The 22,652-nt window shown below is 38.4% G+C and carries 21 protein-coding genes and 3 pseudogenes; 18 read left to right on the top strand and 6 right to left on the bottom strand.

The window, feature by feature from the left end:
- Positions 1–388 precede the first annotated feature (388 nt).
- The 3 genes from KW850_RS30360 to KW850_RS30350 all read right to left on the bottom strand — a co-directional run bounded on the left by KW850_RS30360 (position 389) and on the right by KW850_RS30350 (position 1,751).
- A complete protein-coding gene (locus KW850_RS30360) occupies positions 389–655 on the bottom strand; it encodes a helix-turn-helix domain-containing protein (protein WP_218351400.1) in 267 nt (88 codons plus the stop codon).
- A gap of 243 nt (positions 656–898) precedes the next feature.
- Complete coding sequence (locus KW850_RS30355) at positions 899–1,162, bottom strand: helix-turn-helix domain-containing protein (RefSeq protein WP_218351399.1); 264 nt, start codon at positions 1,160–1,162, stop codon at positions 899–901.
- A gap of 40 nt (positions 1,163–1,202) precedes the next feature.
- Positions 1,203–1,751, bottom strand: a complete 549-nt coding sequence (locus KW850_RS30350) for a competence protein ComK (protein ID WP_308128885.1) — start codon at positions 1,749–1,751, stop codon at positions 1,203–1,205.
- 1,119 nt (positions 1,752–2,870) lie between these two features.
- Between KW850_RS30350 and KW850_RS30345 the strand changes: the two genes are divergently transcribed.
- From KW850_RS30345 to KW850_RS30300, 10 genes are all read left to right on the top strand, one after another.
- Positions 2,871–4,157, top strand: a complete 1,287-nt coding sequence (locus KW850_RS30345) for an MFS transporter (RefSeq protein WP_218351397.1) — start codon at positions 2,871–2,873, stop codon at positions 4,155–4,157.
- 453 nt (positions 4,158–4,610) lie between these two features.
- Positions 4,611–5,534 (top strand): GntR family transcriptional regulator YhfZ, encoded by a 924-nt coding sequence (gene yhfZ, locus KW850_RS30340; RefSeq protein WP_256358545.1) that lies wholly within the window; start codon positions 4,611–4,613, stop codon positions 5,532–5,534.
- 14 nt (positions 5,535–5,548) lie between these two features.
- The gene (locus KW850_RS30335) at positions 5,549–5,893 is read left to right on the top strand and encodes a PRD domain-containing protein (protein WP_218351396.1); all 345 of its coding nucleotides are present in this window, start codon (positions 5,549–5,551) and stop codon (positions 5,891–5,893) included.
- A gap of 48 nt (positions 5,894–5,941) precedes the next feature.
- Positions 5,942–6,301 (top strand): DUF2620 domain-containing protein, encoded by a 360-nt coding sequence (locus KW850_RS30330; protein ID WP_218351395.1) that lies wholly within the window; start codon positions 5,942–5,944, stop codon positions 6,299–6,301.
- A 30-nt stretch (positions 6,302–6,331) separates the two neighbouring features.
- Positions 6,332–7,627, top strand: a complete 1,296-nt coding sequence (locus KW850_RS30325; protein ID WP_218351394.1) for a YhfT family protein — start codon at positions 6,332–6,334, stop codon at positions 7,625–7,627.
- 57 nt (positions 7,628–7,684) lie between these two features.
- On the top strand, positions 7,685–8,566 hold the full coding sequence (locus tag KW850_RS30320; protein WP_218351393.1) for a phosphotriesterase family protein: 882 nt from the start codon (positions 7,685–7,687) through the stop codon (positions 8,564–8,566).
- On the top strand, positions 8,563–9,690 hold the full coding sequence (locus KW850_RS30315) for an aminotransferase class V-fold PLP-dependent enzyme (RefSeq protein WP_218351392.1): 1,128 nt from the start codon (positions 8,563–8,565) through the stop codon (positions 9,688–9,690). The genes KW850_RS30320 and KW850_RS30315 overlap by 4 nt, the downstream gene beginning before the upstream one ends.
- 3 nt (positions 9,691–9,693) lie before the next feature.
- Entirely contained in the window at positions 9,694–10,857 is a 1,164-nt protein-coding gene (locus KW850_RS30310) for a YhfX family PLP-dependent enzyme (RefSeq protein WP_256358544.1), read from the top strand.
- Between the two features lies 1 nt (position 10,858).
- Positions 10,859–12,082, top strand: coding sequence for a phosphopentomutase (locus KW850_RS30305; RefSeq protein ID WP_218351391.1), 1,224 nt, complete (start codon positions 10,859–10,861; stop codon positions 12,080–12,082).
- 62 nt (positions 12,083–12,144) lie between these two features.
- Positions 12,145–12,717 (top strand): amidase family protein, encoded by a 573-nt coding sequence (locus tag KW850_RS30300; RefSeq protein WP_218351390.1) that lies wholly within the window; start codon positions 12,145–12,147, stop codon positions 12,715–12,717.
- A 95-nt stretch (positions 12,718–12,812) separates the two neighbouring features.
- On the opposite strand, the gene KW850_RS30295 is transcribed toward KW850_RS30300, so the two are convergent.
- On the bottom strand, positions 12,813–13,085 hold the full coding sequence (locus KW850_RS30295; protein ID WP_218351389.1) for a hypothetical protein: 273 nt from the start codon (positions 13,083–13,085) through the stop codon (positions 12,813–12,815).
- A gap of 79 nt (positions 13,086–13,164) precedes the next feature.
- Positions 13,165–13,662 carry a hypothetical protein gene (locus KW850_RS30290; RefSeq protein WP_218351388.1) on the bottom strand — a complete coding sequence of 166 codons (498 nt, stop codon included), beginning with the start codon at positions 13,660–13,662 and terminating at the stop codon, positions 13,165–13,167.
- Positions 13,663–14,179: 517 nt separating this feature from the next.
- Here KW850_RS30290 and KW850_RS33685 point away from each other — a divergent pair.
- The 4 genes and pseudogenes from KW850_RS33685 to KW850_RS30280 all read left to right on the top strand — a co-directional run.
- Positions 14,180–15,499 (top strand): annotated as a pseudogene (locus KW850_RS33685) (SpoIID/LytB domain-containing protein); the annotation flags it as partial.
- A 30-nt stretch (positions 15,500–15,529) separates the two neighbouring features.
- Positions 15,530–15,739: pseudogene (locus tag KW850_RS34595) on the top strand (Ig-like domain-containing protein); the annotation flags it as partial.
- Positions 15,740–15,835: 96 nt separating this feature from the next.
- Positions 15,836–18,967: an immunoglobulin-like domain-containing protein gene (locus KW850_RS34590; RefSeq protein ID WP_483862193.1), complete on the top strand. Its 3,132-nt coding sequence runs from the start codon at positions 15,836–15,838 to the stop codon at positions 18,965–18,967.
- Positions 18,968–19,507: 540 nt separating this feature from the next.
- Positions 19,508–19,660 (top strand): hypothetical protein, encoded by a 153-nt coding sequence (locus KW850_RS30280; protein ID WP_218351386.1) that lies wholly within the window; start codon positions 19,508–19,510, stop codon positions 19,658–19,660.
- A gap of 155 nt (positions 19,661–19,815) precedes the next feature.
- Here the strand turns inward: KW850_RS30280 and KW850_RS30275 are convergent, their stop codons facing one another.
- Complete coding sequence (locus KW850_RS30275) at positions 19,816–20,697, bottom strand: hypothetical protein (RefSeq protein ID WP_218351385.1); 882 nt, start codon at positions 20,695–20,697, stop codon at positions 19,816–19,818.
- Between the two features lie 400 nt (positions 20,698–21,097).
- Here KW850_RS30275 and KW850_RS30270 point away from each other — a divergent pair, with 400 nt between their 5' ends.
- The 4 genes and pseudogenes from KW850_RS30270 to KW850_RS30255 all read left to right on the top strand — a co-directional run.
- Positions 21,098–21,364, top strand: a complete 267-nt coding sequence (locus KW850_RS30270; RefSeq protein ID WP_218351384.1) for a hypothetical protein — start codon at positions 21,098–21,100, stop codon at positions 21,362–21,364.
- Positions 21,361–21,585, top strand: a complete 225-nt coding sequence (locus KW850_RS30265; protein WP_218351383.1) for a hypothetical protein — start codon at positions 21,361–21,363, stop codon at positions 21,583–21,585. The genes KW850_RS30270 and KW850_RS30265 overlap by 4 nt, the downstream gene beginning before the upstream one ends.
- 57 nt (positions 21,586–21,642) lie before the next feature.
- The gene (locus KW850_RS30260; RefSeq protein ID WP_218351382.1) at positions 21,643–21,840 is read left to right on the top strand and encodes a hypothetical protein; all 198 of its coding nucleotides are present in this window, start codon (positions 21,643–21,645) and stop codon (positions 21,838–21,840) included.
- A 348-nt stretch (positions 21,841–22,188) separates the two neighbouring features.
- Positions 22,189–22,410 (top strand): annotated as a pseudogene (locus tag KW850_RS30255) (YitT family protein); the annotation flags it as partial.
- Between the last annotated feature and the right edge of the window lie 242 nt (positions 22,411–22,652).

The raw sequence follows: 22,652 nt of genomic DNA, 5'->3' as shown, positions 1-22,652 counted from the left end.
ACATTAAAGGAGATTCATATAGGCTTCGTGAGAAGCAAAAAGCTGGCATTCAGCCAGCTGTCTTAGAACGTTGATAATAGGGAATTTGGTTCCGTTGAAAAAAGGGAATTTTAAACCGTTGTTGACATCTATGTAGAATTTGATAATTTCTAGTTCGTCACATATTACCTTTGTTACTACTCTCATACACAAATCTTCTCTGTCCTGAAGGCATCGATTTCAAGTATTTCCCGATTCAAATATACGTTAAATAATACATCACGAGCGTTCATGATTTGATAATATTCAAACATTTTCGAATAGCAAGAAGGACAAGGACATCGGAAAGGCTCTTCTGACTGAACACAGTTGAGATTAGTAAATTAGCGAATCAAGCACTATGCGAGTCCTAATCTTTGTATGGTTCTTCTTCAAAGAAACGAGCGAAATCAATGGATTTTCCAAGGATCCTTGCCAAATCCTCAAACTCAATACCTAATCCTCCTGCAAGTTTAACGAGGGTCATTAAGGATGGACTTTTTTTGTTTGTTTCAAGGTCACTCATATATGACCGGTCTAATTTGCAGCAATGAGCAAATTCTTCTTGAGACATCCCTGTTTCAATCCTCAACCGTTTTAGTGGTTCTCCTATGTAAATGGCCTTTTCTTTTTTCAAGGAAATTCTCCTTTTTAAGACCATTACATCTCTAGAGACAAAATCACTCCACGGGCTATAGCCGACGAAACACCTCGAATTGGAATTATATTTTTATAAGGTACAAGGGATGGAAAATATTCAAGCAGCAATATCGGCGAAGCGTATAATTTAATTTGGTTCCAGTATCACCGCCTGACATTCTTAAGGGATTATGTTAACTGGCTAGAGGGGGTTTTTGCAAAATCTCCCCACTTTTATTATTTATCTATTATTCCTAGTCCTGATTAACCAGCCGTTCTCAGGATGTTGTTCTATTTCCTTTAACATGTCAGAAACTTGCATATCCAATCCGCGTGCAAGAGCGACGAGGGTATCTAGGCTTGGGTTTTTCAGATTTCTTTCCAATAAGCTGATATAGGATGGATGTCGACTGCAGCGGAAGGCCAACCTCTCTTGGGAAAGTTGCTGTGCCATTCTTAATTTCCTTAATACAATTCCATAGCGAACAGATGAATAAGTATCCAAAGAGTTACTCCTTTGTTATCAATCTATTGAACAGATTGACTCATTTATTTTGGCTATTTTCTAAACTACTAAAATTGTATTTTCCTGTTTTCTCTTTGGTTAGCGGTTGCCTTTTTTGGGGTTCGAGGTAAAAATGGGTCGGACCTGGTTGATTTCCTCTTTTCATAGATATCTGCATCAATTGATTGGCTTTGTGAATCTTGCTATTAAAGAAAGTTAATCTTGAATCGACGATAATGGTATGACCGTTACTTAATTCCACCTCAGTCTTATATCCCATCGCTCTGGTTCTCAAAATATGTTCGGGGTTGAACCAAATGCAATCAGCCTTATTTGGTGATTTGTTTGGAAACAGGCAAATACCTAGGTAAGGATTGACGATGATTGGACACCTCGTCCGCTCGCCAAGAATGAGTTTGGCACTAGCTGTTGCCCCTCTTAGGTCGTAGCCTATGTATGTTAATGTGTCATCTAATAGTTGTAAGGGTGTTCGATCGACCAGAAAAGACGATCCTCCTGCCATGACTCGTGCACACAGCTTGCCATAACCATCATATTCTCCCGTCAGTAAAATCATTTTCTTCTCAATAAAATAGCTCTTTTGAGTAATAATAGTCTTCCTCTCCTTTAAATCTGATTGATTTGAAAAAAGGCTTACCTACTACTATAACTGTCAATTACTGCCACGTTGGAAGGGAATACTATGCTTTGACTATTTGTATGGAAAATTCGTTTTACTCCCTTGGCAGCTTGCGGGTGGATTGCTCACTTAGCATGTAAGGCTCTTTTCCTTATTTGCTCAGGCGAGATTTTTCTATGAATATGATCGTGGCTGTATCTCGTATTAATTAAATAATAATTAGGACTTTATCACCACGGACTATAGTATGTGGATTCGCCAAAATTCGCCTAATTTCGTGACAATCTAGTGACAAAATTTCAGGTCCATACCGGATTCCTTCTGACTTAAAAAACCAGGTGTCAGGCACCGAAAAGGAAGAAGTTCCTCATTTTAATAACTTTCTATATTTATAACGAAAACTAAATCCACTGAGGGAAAACTAGCAAAAAATCACAATATTAAGTTTAGGCACATAACCTCGTTCAGTCGCAAACTTAGGTTCCTTTTTAAAAGAGGCATTTTTAAAGACATCCCTCGACATTCTTTTCGGGCATTTGCAGAAGGAAAGTCAGGAATGGAGAGAACTGAGGCTGCTTTTAATCAAACGTTTGGTTAGTTTCGAAAAGGCGAGGATTTAATAGAATAATGGAAGTTTGCGAGAAACCCATCTGATTTTGTAGAAAGGTGGGATATTTCCTGCGGAATTTTCAAACGCATTTCGACAATCTTCCTGCTTGATTTGCAGGAGATATTCTTATCATACAGTACTGCCAGCTGTTTCAATTAGACGTTTGATTAGTATAGCCTATTTGGTATTTAGTCGAAAGAGTGTCGTTTCGTGAGGGCCATGGGGACGGTTCTTGCAGTCCTTGAAGTAAGCACAAAACAAATTAAAAACCATGAGAGCCGTCCATGTGGAGTTTTGGGTTGAAAATGGTTAATAGTTTACCAGAACTATTTATTAAATTAATAAAAGTTAAAAATTCTGAATTTTATTGACATTTAGTATTCCTTCGAATAAAATTATGATGAATTTTCATATAAAACAGTGTTTTGTATATGAAACACAATAAAAGGAGTGGAAAAATGTCAAATAATATATCTGATGTTCGAAGATGGCTTGGGGTCCTAGCTATTTTGGTTGTTGTAGTAATTTCATATGTCGATAGAATGAATGTTTCTATCCTCATCACGAATCCCGATTTTTTAGGTGCTTTTGGAATTGGAAATGATAGAGTGGCGCAAGGTCAATTAATGACTATATTCTTAATTGGATATGGGCTTGCAGCCTTTTTTCTAACTCCTGTATATGAATCTTTTTTTAGTGTGCGCAAAGGATTGTTAATGAGCATACTTTTATGGGCTCTTTTTACTTTTATATCTCCATTTGCGAGTACCCTACTTTTGTTTCTAATTTTCCGGGCAGTTCTAGGAATAAGTGAGGGTCCTTTATTTTCTCTTAAAACTATGTATATTAATGAAACATTTAACAAAAATGAGCGTGGTAAACCGAATGCAGTAAGTTCTATGGGGGTTTCGATAGGACTCTCTATTGGCTTTCCGTTAATAACATTCCTAATATATCAATTCAGTTGGGAATCATCCTTTTATGTATTAGCCCTTTTAAATATTTTAATTGGCTTACCACTCATTCTATTATTTATCCGCAGGCCAGGTAAAAATAATAGAAATTTAAATTTTGATGCCACGAATAGTGGCGGAATTAAGAGGCACAAGCAACTAATTGATACTATGTCTACAGCTTTTAGGACACCGGGACTGATTTGGATTCTAATTATTGAAATTGCAACATTAAGTTACTTGTGGGGTTCCAGTGCGTGGTTACCTTCTTATCTTTTGCAAGAGAAACACTTTTCTTTAAAACAAATGGGAATTGTCGCTTCGCTACCTTTTGTGGTAAGTATAGGTACTGGTTTCCTTGGAGGGTACATCCTTGATCGCTTACCCACAAGAAAATTGACTCTTTTATTCGTAATTGGTGGAGTGGGAACAGCTCTTTCTGTGACAACGGCCATCATATCCACAAACCCGATCATTACAGCAATCGGATTGATTTTGGCTAATGGATTTTGGGGAATACAAGGTCCAGCAATTCCGACGATGGTTCAAAATTTGTCTGCTGCTAGAAGTGTAGGAAGTACATATGGAATCGTAAATGGCATAGGGAACCTTGTTTCGGCATTTATGCCTACAATAATGGGAGTGGTTATCGGGAGTCTAGGAGGGAATAATTTTGTAGGTGGATTTTATCTGTTAGTTGGAACGCAAATTATTACAGCAATATGCGGGCTATTCTTTTTAATGTATAAAAAAGATTTGCTCATCATAAAAAATAATGTCGTATCGAATTAATGATAATTAGTATGTAAGTCGGGGGGCGGAGTCACTGTCACCATCCGATAAAACGTTTGTGTAGTTTCGAAAAGGCGCGGTTTTAATAGAATAATGGAAGTTTGTGAGAAACCCATCTGATATTGTAAAAAGGTGGGTTATTTCCTGTGCAAATAAATACGAAAGTCCATTTCAGTAAAGTAAATTCCTATTAAGCTATTTATAGAGTTTTTCGTTTCGAATTAGACTGGGAGAATTCTTCAAATAAGAGGATCCTCCTATTTCTTATTCAGGTAACAGGTGCAAGAGTTGAAGATCTTTTAATTGAGTAAGAGGTTGTAATAAAATTTCATTGCAAGAAACAAAAGTATGAAAAATTATTTTAAAAAGTTTGCAAATCATATTGAAAAGGCTTTCAAGAAATGCTATATTCATTTTACAAAGTACAGGAAATTGTATATTGAGGATGGTACTATGGATATTCTACAAGGTTTATATTCCAAAAGCGGTATAGTAATGCAGAAAGTAGCCGAGGAGCTATTGTTCGTTGAAAAAGATGAACGTATTCCTAAAATAGATGAGCTATCCAAGAAATACAACGCCGGACGCGGGACGATACAAAGTGTTTTAAAAAAGATGGAAGAAAGCCAGTGTATTGAGCTGGAGTCCCGAGGTCATTTAGGTACATTTCTAAGAAAAAAAAACGTGAACATGCTGCTTCAATACTGTGGTGTGAACAAGATAGTTGGAGTTATGCCCTTACCGTATTCTAAGAAGTATGAAGGATTGGCGACAGCTTTGCATGAGGAATTCAGCAATCTGGAATTGCCTCTTCATATCGCATTCATGAGAGGTGCAGCTGTCCGTTTGTCAAATGTGCTGGAAGGGCGATACGATTTTGCGCTTGTGTCTAAGTATGCTGCCGAAGAAGCCATTTCAAAAAATTCGGAATTAATGATTTTGAAGGAATTTGGACCGAGTTCCTATGTTTCTGGGCATGTTCTTATGTTTTCGGAGGAAGCGACTGAAATTAAAGACGGGATGAAAATCGGCATCGATAGCTTTTCTACCGACCAACAGGCGTTGACGCTTGTAGAAGCGCAGGGAAAGCAAGTAGAATACGTGAATCTCAATTATATGCATTTGCTGCAGCACTTGAAAGCAAAATCCATTGATGCAATGGTATGGAATGTGGATGAGATTGACGACAAATCTTTCCATGTGGTTCCATTAACTACTGATGAAGCCAAGCAGATGGATCAATATATGAGCGATGCAGTTTGTGTCATTAACAAGCATAACAGACAGATTCAGTATTTGTTTAATTTGATTTCCTGCAAGCGTATCACAGCCGTACAACAACAGGTGGAATGCGGTGAACGAATACCGAAGTATTAAGGAGAGTGGAAGAAATGACGATTTTGACTGAAAGACTTGATATTTTGTTCATGTCCGACACAATTACAGAAAATGCAAAGAAAGTTTGTGAGCGGACAATTGAAAAGTTTGTGGCTCCAGAAGAAGAAGAAAAGCATGCTATGCTGATCACTCACCTGGCAATGGCAGTTACACGAATTGAAAAGGGCGAGGAGCTGCATTCTCCATCCGAAGTTATAATGAATGAAGTTACGCAATCTCCATACTTTTCCCAAGCGCAGGAAAACGTTGCATGGGTCGAGTCGGTTTTAGAAGGGGAATTGCCTAATGAAGAACGACAATATCTCTTAATGCATTTTGTAAGCGTTTTAAATTCTTAAATACTAAAATTCTACATTAATTTTATTCTATGGAAAGAAGGTAAATATATGAAAATTGTAATTGGTGGTCAAGTAGAAAAGAAAGAGATTGAAGCTTTGGTGAAGCAATTTGGGGGAGAGGCTGTAGAGACAGTGGTGAAGTCCGATTTGGAGGCGGCGATGGCGCTGAAATCAGGACAAGCCGATTATTATTTAGGTGCATGTCATACAGGTGGCGGCGGTGCTTTGGCCATGGCTATCGCATTAATGGGAAAAGCAAGCTGTGCAACAGTTTCTATGCCTGGTCAGCCTCCTAAACAGGAAAAGGTGGATATGGCTGTCGAGCAGGGCGCAAAAGCATTTGGATTCACGGGAGACCATAAAGAAGCGGCTGTGCAATATATTATGAAAGCTTTGTTGAATAAATAATAGATTGAAAAGAGAAAAGGGGGAAGTTTTATGCTAGAAGCGGTGCTGTTAATTAGTATCGGGGTCATCACGGCCGTGATGGCGAATTTGGGTATAGCGGTATTCAACGATGGTTTGCGACCGATTGTTCCTGAGAATTTAGAAGGCCGTATGAGCAGAAAAGAGTTGGGAGTGACAGCCTTTGCGATGAGTTTCGGGCTTGTTATCGGTTTTGGGATTCCCATTTCGATTTCAGGAAGCATTCTGTTAATCCACAGCATTTTGCTTGGAACGGACATTATCGGTTTGGCCTTCCGACGTGGTAAATTCACTACTGTAATGGCAGGGCTACTCGGCGGTCTGTATGGAGCCGGTATTTATTTCGGATTGCAAGCGGTTGTAAAATTGTTCAAAATGCTTCCGCTCAATTTTATTGATGGATTTAACAAAATTGGAGAACCGGTAGTAGTTTCATTTATGGTTTTCCCTGTCATTGCGATTGCACTTCAGTTTAGCATCAAGAAAGGGATTGCTGCATTTGTGGCAGCTGCGCTTGCTAGACAGCTTGTCGTGTTCAGCAATACGGAAAAGTTGCTTCATATTAACGGTACGCCCCTTGTGTTAAGTCCAGAAGGGATTGCACTTATCGTTGGCATGACCTTCTTGATTGCCTACGCAATGAAGGAAAAGTCAGAGGAGCAGAGCCTTTCGATGCTTGCATCCTTGTTTACCGACCGCGTAGCGCGTATTAAAAAGTACTCTTGGGTCGTGATGATTAGCGGAGGTCTAGTGGCAGCCGCTACGAATCTCTTATTAATTGCCGGGGATCCAATTTCTCTCAGTCTATTGGCGGATGGAAAAATTTCTGAAGGTGGAGTCGCAGCCTTGGCAAAGGCGATCGGTTTTGTGCCTTTAATTGCAAGTACCGCAATCGCAACAGGTGTATATGGTCCTGTCGGTTTTACATTCGTGTTCGGCGTAGGGATTTTCTCGCCTAACCCGGTAGTGGCGGCAATTGCCGGTGCTCTCGTAATCTTCCTGGAAATTCAACTATTAACAAAAATGGCAAAATTTTTAGATCGTTATCCAGGTATTCGAGCTTCAGGGGAAAATATTCGTACAGCTATGACACGTGTGTTGGAGGTTGCTCTTCTTATAGGAGGAGCGAACGCGGCCAATGCGATTGTACCCGGATTAGGATTCTTCGGTATCGCCGGTTTCTATTTGTTGAATGAAGCAGCAGGCCGCCCGATTGTCCGTATGGCTGTAGGACCTGTTGGGGCCATTGCGGTCGGAATTATTGGGAATATCCTTGTCCTTCTAGGACTTTATACACCACCACAATAAAAAGGATAAAAGAGGTGCTAATTAATTAGCACCTCTTTCTTAAAAGGAGTAGATTAAATGGCAGGTTATATAATGATGCATGAGCATATTACAATTGATCTTTCTGGCCCAAAAAACAATCCAGATTGCTATCTTGATTGTTTTGAACAGACGGTACAAGAAATGAAAGAACTAAAGAAACGCGGTGTTACAACAGTTCTGGATGTAACCAATGATGGTATGGGGCAAGATGTTGAGTACGTTGAGCGTGTCGCTAAAGCATCTGGAATGAAAATTATTCATTCAACGGGCTGCTATAAGGAACCTTTTTTACCAGATTATCTAGAACATGAAAAAACCGAGCAAATTGCAGAAAGAATGATTCGTGATATTGAAGTAGGGTTACAGGGGACGGATAAAAAAGCGCAGGTAATTGGTGAAATTGGTACATCAAAAGATATTTGGACAGACCTTGAAAAGAAATTATTTGAAGCGGCAGTTATTGCTCATAAGAAGACTGGTAAGATGATTACAACACATACATCTTTAGGAACATTGGGGCATGAACAAGTCGAATTTTTTAAACAACGTGAAGTAGATTTATCAAAAGTAGTAATTGGGCATGTGGATTTATCTGGGGATGAAGCTTATATAGAGAAGATGTTAGCAGATGGTGTGAACGTAGAATTTGATACGATAGGTAAGATAAATTATCAACCAGATGAACTTCGTGCAGATATCCTTGCTTCACTGATAAGAAAAGGATACAGTAAGCAAATTGTTCTTAGTGTAGATTTAACGAGAAAATCCCATATGAAAGAATTTGGTGGCATTGGCTACAGTTATTTATTTGATGTGTTTATTCCGATGTTGAAAGAGCGCGGTGTAGAAGAAGAAGATTTGAAGCAAATGTTAATAGAAAATCCGAGGCTATTGCTTGGTGAAGAGGGGATAAGATGACTATGAATTCAAACTGGGATATGGTATGTCCTCTCCCTAGCTTAACATTAGAAGAAGCAAAATCATTTCAATTTCGTTTAATAGATGAAATGACAAAAATTTTCCCAGGAGGAGATTTGTTAACTCGTGGTGATCTTGGTGTGGTTCCAGGACATGGTAAACCAACAACAACAAAAAAGGTAGAGGAAGTTATTGCGAATTTTTTTGATGCAGAAGCAGCACTTCTTGTCCGTGGGGCAGGTACAATGGCTATTCGGTTAGCATTGCATTCTGGGTTAAAACCTTGCTCAAAGCTCCTTATTCATGAAGCGCCAGTATACCCAACAACAAAAACTTCCATTGAAATGATGGGACTCGAAACGATTTCAGCTAATTTTAATCATATTGATGAGTTGAAATCAATAATAGCAGAACACCCTGATTTAGCTGGTGCCCTTGTACAAGTAACACGTCAAACACCGTATGATTCATATGATTTAGAAGAAGTTATTGGTGCCATTCGTGAAGTACGTCCAGAATTATTTATTGTAACAGATGATAACTATGCAGTAATGAAAATGGCAAAGATCGGTTGTCAAGTCCAAGCAGACCTAGCATGCTTCTCTTTATTTAAATTACTTGGACCTGAAGGAATTGGCTGTATTGTGGGTAATAAAGAGTACATTGACCGTTTGAAAGAACATCAATATTCAGGTGGTTCGCAAGTACAGGGATATGAAGCATTAGATGCATTACGTGGATTGGTCTATGCACCAGTTATGCTTGCTATTCAAGCTGAGGTAAATGAGCAGCTAGTAACGGAATTACGCTCTGGAGCAGTAGAAGGTGTAAAAGATGCGTTTTTAGCAAATGCGCAATCAAAAGTATTAATTGTTGAATTAGAGAAGCCAATTGCAAAAGAAGTATTAAAAGAGGCAGAAAAATTAGGTGCGGCTCCATATCCGGTAGGAGCAGAATCAAAATACGAAATGGTACCAATGTTCTATCGTGTTAGTGGAACATTCTTAATAGCTGACCCAACATTTGCGGATCGTATGATTCGAATTAATCCTTTAAGAAGTGGAAGCGAAACAGTCAAACGTATACTATCTAAGGCAATTGCAGTGGTTTCACAGGGGGAATAAAATATGTTTTTGCATAAAACAATGAGACAAAACAAACCTCTTGTAGATGTCTCTTGTGATCTTCATCACAAGGGGGTTATTCGTCCAGATACGTATGTTATTGATGTTGACCAAATCATTAGTAATGGAAAAAGAATGGTCGAAGAAGCAAAAAAACATGGTATTAAATTGTATCTAATGTCAAAGCAGTATGGTAGGAATCCAGTTATTTGTAAACGCTTAATGGAAGTTGGATTTGTCGGAGCGGTATGTGTAGATTTTAAAGAGGCGCAAACTCTTCATCAACATGGCATAAAAATTGGACATGTAGGTCATCTCGTTCAGGTACCAAGCGCATTGGTACCAAAATTTGTAGCAATGCAACCAGAAGCATGGACTGTCTATTCTTATGAGAAAGCCGTAGAGATTAATGAAGCTGCAAAACAACAAAATATTATTCAAAACATAATGGTTCGTGTGATTGAGCCAGGAGATGTAGTTTATCCAGGACAGGAATGTGGTTTTACTCTATCAGAAACAGAAAAACTTACTGCAAAAATAAAAGAGTTATCTCATGTACGTTTAATGGGTGTCACTTCATTTCCATGTTTTTTATATGACAAGATAGAAAAGAAAATAATGCCTACTTCCAATGCGGAAACTGTTAAAGCTGCAGCGGTTATGTTAAAAGATTTAGGTTTTTCTATTGAACAAATCAATATGCCTTCTGCAACAGCATGTACAACAATTTCATCTCTTGCTAAATATGGAGCAACTCATGGAGAACCAGGACACGGTTTACATGGCACCACTCCACTTCATGCTGTATCTGATGAGCCGGAAGTTCCAGCACTTGTTTATGTTTCAGAGATCGCACATAAATATAATGGAACTAGCTATTGTTATGGTGGTGGGCATTATCGTAGATCTGGTGTGGAAAATGCATTAATTCAAAAACAAGGCAGAGAAAATATAGTGGTAAAGGTTATTCCACCATCTCCAGAAGCAATTGACTATCATTTTGGATTAGAGGGAATTCATGATGTTGGAGCAACAGTTATTATGGCATTTAGAACACAATTGTTTGTCACTAGAAGCGATGTTGCACTAGTAGAGGGGATTCAAACAGGTAGTCCTAAATTAATAGGGATTTATGACACATTTGGAAAAGAATTGGAGATGATCTAACATGAGACGTTTTATAGTAGTAGTGCTAGATAGTTTTGGTGTCGGTGCAATGGATGATGTGCCTAAAGTCAGACCAGCGGATATTGGTTCAAATACCTGCAAAAGTGTACTATCAAACAATCCTAATTTATATCTGCCACAACTTGAAGGATTAGGGATCATGAATGCAGTTGGTGAAGATATTGGTCAAATGAAAAAAGTAGAAAATCCTCATTATGGAATATCTGATTTGGCACATATTGGTGGAGATACTTTCTTCGGTCATCAAGAAATTATGGGAACTCTTCCTAAAAAGCCTTGGCGGGAACCATTTCAACATGTTATTGATACAGTAGAAAAACATTTATTAGAGAGTTGCTATGAAGTAGAGAGACTTGGGAATATTGGGGAACAAGTATTATTGGTTAATAAGACAATGACAGTTGGCGATAATTTAGAAACAGATCCAGGACAAGTATACAATGTAACAGGGACACTTCAAGAGGTAGCATTTGAAGATATCGTTCGTCTTGGAAAAACTGTACGTCAAGTTGTAAAAGTTGCCCGAGTAATTGCTTTTGGTGGACAAGCTGCGACTGTTGATTCCATTAAATCTGCTTATAGAACAAAGCCAGGCGGCTATGCTGGAATTGACGCACCACTTTCAGGAGTTTATAAGGAAAACTATCAAGTAATTCATCTAGGATATGGAATTGACCCAGAAACTCAGGTACCAACTATCCTTGGAAAAGAAGGTATTCCTGTCATTTTACTTGGAAAGGTAGCAGATATTGTGGAGAATAGATTTGGTCAATCTATTCCTGGGGTAGATTCAGAAACACTATTTAAACAAACAGTAGAAAAAATGAAAGAAATGGAATATGGTTTTATATGTTTAAATATTCAAGAGACCGACTTAGCTGGTCACGCACAAGATGCAAACCTTTATGGAAATCGTTTATTAGATAGTGATGAAGGTTTAGCAAAAATTCGTGCTGAATTAATAGAAGGGGATGTATTAATTGTAATGGCTGACCATGGGAATGATCCAACAATAGGGCATAGTCAGCATACTCGTGAAAGGGTACCGTTATTAATTGATGCGCCTGGAGCAAAGAAAATGTACATTGGACATCGTTCAACAATGGCTGATGTAGGAGCAACGGTTTGTGATTATTTTGGTGTTAATAGACCAGAATCAGGTACATCATTCTTAAAAGATGTGCAGGTAGAACAATTTGTATAAAAGGAAAACACGTGATTGTTTTATATGATTCACGTGTTTTTTTTGAAGGAGTGATTTATCAAATGTTAGAAAAAGTGATAGGACATGCGAAAAGTTCCTTCTTAGCGGTATTAAATCCATATGATTCTGTTGAAAAGGTATTCCCGCAAGTCATCTCTCAGTTTAGTAATGGAGAAGTGAAATATATTGGTATGAAAAATAAAAATCAAATCCCCTATTCTTTGATAGAAAAATTAGAGAAAAAAGGCTATGTTTTACATACAATTGATAAGGCAAGTATTGGGGGAAGAGCACGTGATATTCATATGCTTAATCCAATTAGTGGTTTACCAATGACAGGGTCTCCAAGTGGAACGGCTGTTAATGTGTTACTTGGTATAAGCGATTTAGGTATTGGTACTAATGGAGGTGATTCAGTATTGGCTCCAGCATTATCGGTAAATTTATATGGATTTGTTAGCCCATTAATCGAATCAGATCATGTGAAACAATTTCAATCAGTTTCTACAGATAGTATCCCCTTTTCTGTATCAATAGGTTTCATAACTAGAGAATTCCATGAGATAAAACGGGCTATTTCCTGCACTATTTCAGAGGTGTCACCGCCCGATATATGTCGAAGATTGTTAGGGTAATTTTAAATGTAGGTCATGGCAATTGTGAAAAGGCGATTTGGTAAAATATCATTTTGTGCTTGAAAAGCTACCAACTGTGCCAACAATCACATGCTTTATTCATTCGACTGCAGCCAGTCCCAGTCTGGGTCTACTCCATCTATAAAAGTATAGGGTATATGCGTTTTCTTCCTCAATGCTGCTATCTTCTCCGAATAGTAGTCCATGAGTTGGTTGTTTACGATTCCATAAAAGTAGGCGATCGGATTTTTAACGAGATTGGTTGATTTGATTTTGCGAATCAGCTGTCTAAAGGCCTGGATCGAGATGTCCAGGATGTCAGTCTTGTCATGCTGACAATCAGAGCGAAACGCAGCAATTTGTACCATATGCCAATATTCTTCAATGGTTTTTGCTTCGGAGAAAAAACATTTCACCAGTTGGACAAAAGGCTGTGGGACTCGGCTGCTAACATAGGAATAATCTATCTAATGTTGACGGTTCTTCATAACGTTTATTTATCTTTTTATTGTTAGTTTTTAAAAGATTACTAGTTTCTTTATGGTGGTTCGTTTTTTCCACTTTGGGCGGTTCATTTGATGGAAAACGATTAAACTGGTATAAGTTGCTGGACTGCGACCCGTTTTTTCGTTCAGTTTCAAAGACTGTGATGATCCCCAATTCCTTTGCCTTCAAAATCATTCGTTTAAAGGTAGACCGTGAAATGCCATTATCATGGTATTGTTCATGAATCGACTTTAGGATAGTCCCGATTTTCGCATTGCATACTCCAGGGATTTTGGCAGCAAACCGCACCAGCCTTTTTAACCCGACCAATTCCCCTTTAGAAAAATCATGCTTGTGTTCCACTAACCACATCTCCATATGATGATTAAATTCCTCAAGGGAACTGAATTGCGAGAACTCCCTAAATCCATCCGTATTGCCCGATTTGATACCCGCCATTTTATGACACCCTTTCATCGCTTATCTGAAGCCCGCTTTCACGGCACTTCTATGATATCGAGTTTGACGGAGTCAATCGAATTCCACTTTTTCATTTTTTGCGGGCATTTTTAGAGTGAAACGTCAAAAAAAGGCTTCAAAAATGATATTTGAAGTCGATTTTTGCATTTTTTGCGATTTATTAATTGATTTCATAGTGTCTGTTTAAAAAGGCATTTTCAGGGGCAGTTTTCGACGTTTTTTGTGGCATTTTACGGAGAGGATTCCAGCTGTGGAGCACGTATATTGATAATAAAATTAGCCGAGATATACCTCCTTTCCTTTGTTGGGTAGGGCATCTTTTTTAAAAATGGGGTTTTGAAGTAAGCCCTCAGGTTCACTTAAAGCATTAGATAGGGATCCAAAAATAAGGGATTTCTATTTTTTTACGATTCAGGTGCCAGTCACCAAGGTTCCTATTTTTTAGGACAAATGAGGAAATATTGTAGAGAAAGAAGTATTATTAAGATATGAAACAATGAGAGAGGATTTTCTTATGAAAAAACTATTAATCTACCTAATTGTATTCGTTGTCTGCTTGGAGATGGTTCCAAGTTATAAAAAGGCAGAAACGATTGGAACAGAACCACAGGTTCAAGTAAAATTAAGGGATTTTTTAGGTGATCAGTCAAGTATTTCATTAAACATAGTGGGCAGCTACTACTTAAACGGCGATCCCACGAATCTATTAACTAGTGGACGAGGTTATTCAGTGAAGGTAGAGAATGAAACACTTGGATTATATGATGGAACGATTGAATTAGCCTCTGGGAGTGAATTATCAATCACTCCGGTTAAAAGTAATGATCATGCCGTCATCAATAATCGTGAATACGCCGGCAGTTTTCTTTTTACGGTTGAAGATAAACAATATGTCAGGCCGATTAACACTATTAATCTCGAAGATTATGTAAAAAGTGTGGTTCCTTATGAAATGTGGCCGTCTTGGAAGAAGGAGGCCCTGAAGGCACAAGCGGTTGCAGCGCGAACTTATGCGTATTATCGTTTGAATCAGGTAATCAATGATACCACCACTTTTCAGGTATATGGAGGCGTGACAGGCTTAGATTCTAGGACATCTGAGGCAGTAGACGCGACTGAAGGTCAAATCTTAACCTATGATGGGAAGGTCATTGATGCTGTTTTCTCTTCCTCTAATGGTGGGAAAACAGAAAAACAATTTAATGTATTAGACCCAAAATCCCTTCCGTATTTTCAGGTACAAACCGACGAGTATGATACAACCTTTAATTGGGATGCTATCTTGCATAAACAGCAAATTGATGTCACTTCATTGGACCTCAAAAATCCAGACAGCTGGTGGGATTCTTCGAATGAAATAGATGCCATGTACGCAAACAACATTAAAAAATGGATGATGAATAAAATATCAGGATTGAGTGGTAAACAAATCAAAATTGTTGCCATCCCTAAGGTTTCCTTTTATTCTCCAACCGAAAGCGGCCGATTTACCAAAAGTAACCTAACGGTCGAATTTTTTGTAAAAGACGATTTCAATTCCAATGGGGAGCTTGAACTCCAAACCGAAAGTATCAATAACCAGCTTGCAGACGATATGCGTACAATCATTGGTACAAACGACCCTGCAAAGGCCGGTACAAGAGACATGAAGAGCAATCTGTTTTCTATCAACGAAACCAATGATGCATTTGTGTTTTCAGGCTCCGGAAACGGACATGGTGTTGGATTAAGTCAATATGGTGCTAATCGCCGCGCTGCTGCCGGTATCCTGTATAGGGACATTTTATCCTTCTACTATCCAAGTACTGCTTTAACCAAACAATACGCGACCCCGCCTGAACCTGTTAAAGTAAACGGGGTCACAGATAAAGATACCGTCGTAACAGGGGAAGCAGAAGCTGGGTCAACAGTAGAAGTAAAAGCGAATGGCTCATTGATTGGATCAGGAACTGCAGTCACGGATGGCAAGTTTGCCATAACGATTCCAATTCAAAAAGCGGGTACAGAATTAGTTTTCACAGCGACAGACAAGGCTGGAAATGTAAGTGAAGGAACCACAGTTATAGTAAAAATTAATAGAGATGAAGTAAAAAAGTTTCAAGGAAGAATTTCAGCAGGTTATTATCATTCAGCATTTTTAAATGGGGATGGCATGGTACAAGCAATAGGGGAAAACGGTTGGGAACAAATAAAAAATGTTTCTAATTGGAGAGATATCACTGCTATTTCCGCTGGATTTAGTCAGACAGTTGGCTTAAAAAAGGATGGAACTGTAGTTGCAACAGGAAATAATCCAGCAGAGGAATCAAATGTTTCTGACTGGACGAATATTATTCAAGTGTCAGCTGGTGAAGGAACAACAGTCGGCTTAAAAAGTGATGGAACCGTAGTTGCTACTGGTAATAATTACTCAGGACAAGCAAATGTCAGTGATTGGACGGATATTGTTGCTGTTTCAGCTGGCGGAGGACATACTGTTGGGTTGAAGAACGATGGAACTGCAGTTGCAGTCGGTGATAATCACAATGGAGAAACGAACGTTAGCAGCTGGAAGGATATCGTTGAAGTGTCTGCCGGTTACAATCAAACGATTGGATTAAAGGCGGATGGCACGGTTGTTGCGACTGGTGATAATACTGACGGCGAAACAAATGTTAGCGATTGGAAGAATATTGTCTCTATTTCTGCAGGCGCGTTTCATACTGTTGGACTTAAGAATGATGGAACTGTGGTTTCTACAGGCGGATTGTTTCCAGATACAATCGATGTAAGCGGGTGGAAAGATATAGTTGCGATCTCCGCCGGAGGAAGTAATATTTTAGGGTTGAAGCGTGACGGAACCATAGTTTCTACAGGGAACAACTCGTCTGGACAAAACAATTTTAAAAGTATGGAGGATATGATTGCAGTATCCGCTTCTGGGACTCATACCGTTGGTTTAACAGCCGAGGGGACCGTCGTTTCTGTCGGAAGTAATTTTAAAGGTGAAACAAACGTTGGCGATTGGAAAGATATTGTAAGCGTAACTGCCTGGGATAGCAGCACGGTTGGTGTGAAAGAGGATGGTACGATTGCAGTTGCTGGTGATAATTTTGTAGGGACAACAAAAGAGGATATCATGGGATGGACAAACATTAAGTCTGTTGCTATGTCTACTGGAGGCAGTCATACGGTTGGTTTGAAAAAGGATGGCACAGTGGTCGGAGTTGGTAACAACTATGTTGGCCAAATCAATGTTGGTGAATGGAAGGGCATTCAATCAATTGCAGCAGGGTCTGATTTTACGATTGGTTTAAAAAAGGATGGAACTGTAATTGGTACTGGTAATAAAAATATCAACGTTAGTGATTGGAAAGATATTGTAGCAATAACTGCCGATTTTGGTACCGCGGTTGGAATAAAAAAGGATGGAACCGTAGTTTCGACGGATAAGAATTTTTTTGGTGAAAGTAATGGTGAATGGAAAGATATTGTAGCGATTTCTACAAAATACGGTCACACAGTTGGGCTAAAGAGTGATGGAACTGTAGTAGCAACTGGTGATAATCGTTTAGGCCAAAACAATGTGAACGAATGGAGAGATATTGTGGCGCTCTCAGCTGGAAATTCCAGTACAATTGGCATTAAGAATGATGGAACTCTTGTTGTAGCTGGACTTAACCCTAGCTTGGTCCCATTAAATTACTACCCAAGTGCTCCTGTTGAGTCATTTGATGTTACGAAAAAGATTACAAAAACAGGTGATAGCCTGAAAATCACAGCTAATTTTTCAAAAGCTATGAAAAATGGGATTCAACTTACCTTCAGGGGTGCTATACCCAATCAATCTGTAACAATGGAAGAGGTACCTGGCAGTAATGGAAAGTCCTATCAATATGTTTTTACGGTTCCACCTGCATTATCTGGAGGAGTCAATTTCAAGCTTTCTAATTTAGTAGACGCTAATGATCAACCATATAACCACTATTATGCTAATAATCTAGTGGAAGCAGATAATGAAAATCCTATCATTACAGGGGCAGTTGATACAACTTTATTTATAAATTCCGTATTCGACCCTCGAATGGGAGTGACTGCTACAGACCATTTTATTGGCGATTTAACGAATGCTATTAAGATAATTGGCACGGTCGACACAACTAAAAAAGGAGTCTATACCCTTCTTTATTCCGTTATGGACCAAGCAGGAAATACCACAACTTTTTCAAGAAACATAACCATTGTTGATAACATAAAACCAGTCATTTCTGGGGCAACATCGAAGACGATTTATGTGAACACAACGTTTGATCCAAGAGTTTGCGTAACTGCAATGGATAACTCAGATGGAGATGTGACAAGTGCCATAAAAATTAATGGTTTAGTCAACAGTAAGACTGCCGGCGTATACACGTTGACGTATACTGTTACGGACTCGTCAGGGAATGAAACGACTGTTACACGCCAAATCACTGTAACACTTGCATCACCAGAGAATTTGAAGGCTGTGGCAAGTACTTACAATAGCGTGAGCTTATCTTGGTCAGCCGTTAGCGGCGCCTCAGGATATGAGATTTATCGATCAACATCCAGCACGGGGACTTATACAAAAATAGCGTCTACGTCGAGTACGTCATATAGCAGCACATCTCTGAATACGGGGACGGCTTATTACTATAAGATTAGAGCCTATCAAACTGTAACACCATCAGCCTATAGTGGTTATAGTTCAGTCGTTTCTGCCAAACCAGTCCTTGCGACACCGTCTTCAGCCAAGGCAGCATCATCGGCTTATAATAGTATCAAAACGAGCTGGACAGCTGTTAGTGGCGCAAGCGGATATGAGGTATATCGGGCAACCTCAAGTACGGGGTCTTATTATTATGCAGGGTCAACCACATCCACAAGTTTTAAAAATTTAGGGCTTGTTACAAATAAACCCTATTACTATAAAATTAGAGCCTACCGCATGGTAGGAAGTACGAAGGTTTATAGTAATTTATCGGCTGTTGTTTATGCAAAACCTATACCATCTGTTCCCGCTAACTTCAAAGCAGCTAAAGTAAGTTCGACCAGATTTAAGCTGACTTGGAGTGCTGTAGCAGGTGCAAGTGGTTATGAGCTTTACAGATCCACATCAAGCTCTGGAACCTATACACTTCGAAAAAGCACCACTTCCTTATATTTCACGAACAGTGGTTTAACAAAAGGAAGGACTTATTATTATAAATTAAGAGCCTATAGAATGGTTGGCAAAACCAAGGTGTATAGCGGCTGGACCAGCATCATAAGGGTGAAGCCTTAATTAGCTGAAAGCAACGACCTCTCCAAATTGGAGAGGTTTTTTTTGCTGCATCCTTTTGATGGTCAATAATGAGGGCTTAATATGATTAAGGAATCTGGATACCGAGTCGCTTTTTAACTGCCAAGGATGTAGGTAATGTGGGTACAAAGGGAAATTCAGAGTGAAAATCAAAGCACAGAAGAAAAAACAGTTTTAAGTGTGACAGCAACAGATAAAGCGAAGAATGTAAGTAAGGACAGTGGACGAGGGTGTAGGGAGTGTTACAAAAATAGAAGAAGCTAACGTTTTTAATAAGACAAATTTGCATCAACGATTAACACATAAAGGACACTCAATGAATTAGCTGAGCGGGCTAGTGGGTCAGACCCCCGCTGTGATATAAGTTTAAAGCGATAATCCGGTGCCTGTCACGCCCCGGATTTTGTCGAAGGTTGATAGGCTTTTAGAGTGATATAAAATGGCAGAATGAAGTTGCAGCTGAATATTGTTGGGGTGGTTGGTTGTTCCGCTTCTTTCCGTTTCGGAAAGGTGGTGATAATCATGGAAACATTTCTTGAATTTCTTAGAGAAGTTCTGAGGGGAGTTGTGCGTGAATTGAGCGCTTATTTCATTCGGAAAAACGTTCTAGAAAACAAGAAAACCGCCCTACGCCGTCGCAAGCAAAAGGGTGGTTCTCATAAAAATAACACATAGACAACCACCACCCTGACGGTAGAAGTTGCAGGGAGAAGTGTTGACGCACTTCTCCTTTTAATTATATATCCATTATACATAAAAATATTCCTGGAGTGTAGGAATAAATCCCGCGTCTTGCTAAGAGTAATAAAGGGAATGAACCCTTTCGTCACTTATTTTAAGCCATATTGGGACTTATAAGTTAACTTACCATCTTCGAAGTCTAAATCAGCATGTCTCCATATATATTCGGTTTCAGTGTCAAGTTCATACTCCCATCTATATGAAGCATCTGTGTGAACTATTGTTCCAATCTCATTGTAATCATCATCGTATAATGTTTCGTCCCAAGATGAAGAATATTCTAAAATGAATTTTTCCCCTGTAATTGCTTCTACATCTTCTAGGCTCATACCAATTTCGATTTCGTTGTACTCTGCTAAAGTTACTCCGTTAGTTGCTGCTGGAGTATAGAAGAAGCCTTGATCAACTTTTTTAGTTTTCTTAACCCAAGTAGAAGAAGTGTATCCTTTAACATATTTAGCAGGGACATATACTGTTGCGGTCTTATTTCGTTTTACCCATTTACCTTTATCTTTCACATAAGTTGTATATTTGAATGAGTCTTTATACCAGCTAGGAGTATACTTTGTCATAACATTTCTAGTTGGTACTTTTACGTTAATAACTTTTCCTTTATTGTTTCTTGCAGTTAGTTTAGCATTTTTACTTGCTTTTGTGTAAGCTTGGGAGTTTACAGTAGTTTTATAGGTTGTTTTTGTTACTTTGTCATAGTCTACGAAAGATACAGATCCATAAGAATAGTTTTCTTTGTATGCTGTTAGAGCAACTGATGCAGTTGTTTTTGCACGAATTGTTGTACCTTTATAATCTTGAACCATGTAGTAGTTCGTTGATGAATTTGAAGCACTCTTAAAGAAATTGGAGCCTGCAGGCTTTGTTAATGTGCTTGCCTCTGATTTTGTTGCTCCAGCTCCTGCGAATAATCCTAGTGCAAATACTCCTACTGTTAATAACTTTGCTATCTTTTTCATAATCTGTTACTCCCCCAATGTTTTATTTAAATAAATTTCGTTTGTTACAATTAATCACTCCACCAAAAAAGAGTAACCATTCTCAGCTACTCTTTGATTAATTTGTAAACCTCATATATAAAAATCTGCATACTTTTCCCTATGTCCTAATACCCACTGTACCTTATTCAACAATGGTGTGTCTATAGGAAAAATTTTTAAGTATTCTTTCGATCTAGTATTAGGAAATTAGCAATCTTTTCCCATTCTGATAAATAACATCAATAACACTAAACGATATATGGTGTTCTTCATTTTAAAGCTATATCTCTACTAATGAAGGATTGTAAAGACAGGTTCTTTCTGTTGTGGAGAAAAGAAACAGAATAAGGAGAAACGTCATACGAGGAGGAGTTTAACTTTGACGACTAAAAAAGAGATTTATGCACTAATGAATTTAATCGAGGTCTATTTCGAACAGTTTAAGATCACTCAAGAAAAATTAGATTGTTGGCATGTGGTGTTAAGTAAATATTCGTATGAAAAACTGCACGGGAATCTAATGATGTTTGTAGTCCATTCACCGCATCCACCAAAGATTAGCGATTTGGTTCAGAAGCCATCGGGAGGGGGACGCGAAATCCCGGGTAAATTTGTTTTAGATTTGACTACCGGGGAAGATTGGTGATGATCGGTCTTTTAAGCGCTTACTGCTTTCGGGAAAAAGTCTTATTAAACAAGAAAACCGCCCTACACACCGTCGAAGCAAAAGGGTGGTTCTCAAGACAATCAATTAGTTATTTGGCAACAACCACCCTGACGGTTGAGGTTGCTGGGAGAAGTGTTAGCGCACTTGAACCGTTTCTTATACATAGGAACGGTCTTTTATTTATTCTGTTGAATGAATAATTAATCTACCTTTGGTATATCAATAAAATTATGCTTAATACAAAGGAGAGAAACATAATGGAAAAAGAAAGTATTTTGAATGGAGTACAAGGTGAACAACAAAAAGTAATTGCAGCTCAAAATCTAGCCAATCAATTTAATAAAGGTGATACAGAATTTTCATTAGATGAAACTGGACAAGAAGGTTTAGCAAAAAGTCAACAATACCAAGCAGAAAATCAACAGCCCAAATACGAGCCTAATAAACCATTTTAAATTTTTCTAAAGAAAGAAATTCGTATATGTTAGGGAGAACCGTCTCATCAATAGAGGCGGTTTTTATATTGCGAAATTAGATATAGATGATTTTTTAAATAGATTCCCGTGCCTGTCACCGCTCGATATAGGTCGAAGATTGTTAGGGTAATTTTAAATGTAGGTTATGGCAATTGTGAAAAGGCGATCTGGTAAAATATCATTTTGTGATTGAAAGGCTTCCAACTGTGCCAACAATCACATTATTCATTCGACTGCAGCCAGTCCCAATCTTGGGTTATCAAAGACTGTAATGATCCCCAATTCCTTAGCCTTCAAAATCATTCGTTTAAAGGTAGACCGTGAAATGCCAAACAGGTGACAACATCAATGGATAGAGGGGTGACTGTATACTCGGGTCATGGTTATTACACAAAAACCCCAAAGGAAATTCTTTATATTGTTATAAGTAAGCAAGAAGTAATAAAGCTGAAACGTATTGTTCAAGCTACAGACCCGACTGCTTTCGTCGCTATCCATGATGTTCGAGATGTGTTTGGAGAAGGATTTATTGATATTTCTAAATCATAATCATAATAATAATGCAAAAAATCAGCTAATATCATGGCAAGATAATAGCTGGTTTTATCTTTCCCTCATATAACACTTCTTCTGAATTCAATGTACCGCCTTATCTATCATAATTTAATGAGTGTATTAAATGTTAGAACATTTTTAAAATTTTAATTTTTGTGAAAATGTATTGAAAATGTTTCTGACGAAAGATATAATAATTTCAACCTAGCAGTGAAGCTTTAAAATATCTATTTAGT

The organism is Bacillus sp. sid0103 (assembly GCF_019219025.1).
This window is presented reverse-complemented; position numbering and strand designations above follow the sequence as displayed.

Bases quoted from the DNA above. Each gene is read 5' to 3' on its own strand.
- KW850_RS30345 (WP_218351397.1), top strand. From the start codon at position 2,871: ATGTCAAATAATATATCTGATGTTCGAAGATGGCTTGGGGTCCTAGCT.
- yhfZ (WP_256358545.1), top strand. From the start codon at position 4,611: ATGGATATTCTACAAGGTTTATATTCCAAAAGCGGTATAGTAATGCAG.
- KW850_RS30335 (WP_218351396.1), top strand. From the start codon at position 5,549: ATGACGATTTTGACTGAAAGACTTGATATTTTGTTCATGTCCGACACA.
- KW850_RS30330 (WP_218351395.1), top strand. From the start codon at position 5,942: ATGAAAATTGTAATTGGTGGTCAAGTAGAAAAGAAAGAGATTGAAGCT.
- KW850_RS30325 (WP_218351394.1), top strand. From the start codon at position 6,332: ATGCTAGAAGCGGTGCTGTTAATTAGTATCGGGGTCATCACGGCCGTG.
- KW850_RS30320 (WP_218351393.1), top strand. From the start codon at position 7,685: ATGGCAGGTTATATAATGATGCATGAGCATATTACAATTGATCTTTCT.
- KW850_RS30315 (WP_218351392.1), top strand. From the start codon at position 8,563: ATGACTATGAATTCAAACTGGGATATGGTATGTCCTCTCCCTAGCTTA.
- KW850_RS30310 (WP_256358544.1), top strand. From the start codon at position 9,694: ATGTTTTTGCATAAAACAATGAGACAAAACAAACCTCTTGTAGATGTC.
- KW850_RS30305 (WP_218351391.1), top strand. From the start codon at position 10,859: ATGAGACGTTTTATAGTAGTAGTGCTAGATAGTTTTGGTGTCGGTGCA.
- KW850_RS30300 (WP_218351390.1), top strand. From the start codon at position 12,145: ATGTTAGAAAAAGTGATAGGACATGCGAAAAGTTCCTTCTTAGCGGTA.
- KW850_RS30295 (WP_218351389.1), bottom strand. From the start codon at position 13,085: ATGGTACAAATTGCTGCGTTTCGCTCTGATTGTCAGCATGACAAGACT.
- KW850_RS30290 (WP_218351388.1), bottom strand. From the start codon at position 13,662: ATGGCGGGTATCAAATCGGGCAATACGGATGGATTTAGGGAGTTCTCG.
- KW850_RS34590 (WP_483862193.1), top strand. From the start codon at position 15,836: ATGGTACAAGCAATAGGGGAAAACGGTTGGGAACAAATAAAAAATGTT.
- KW850_RS30280 (WP_218351386.1), top strand. From the start codon at position 19,508: ATGGAAACATTTCTTGAATTTCTTAGAGAAGTTCTGAGGGGAGTTGTG.
- KW850_RS30275 (WP_218351385.1), bottom strand. From the start codon at position 20,697: ATGAAAAAGATAGCAAAGTTATTAACAGTAGGAGTATTTGCACTAGGA.
- KW850_RS30260 (WP_218351382.1), top strand. From the start codon at position 21,643: ATGGAAAAAGAAAGTATTTTGAATGGAGTACAAGGTGAACAACAAAAA.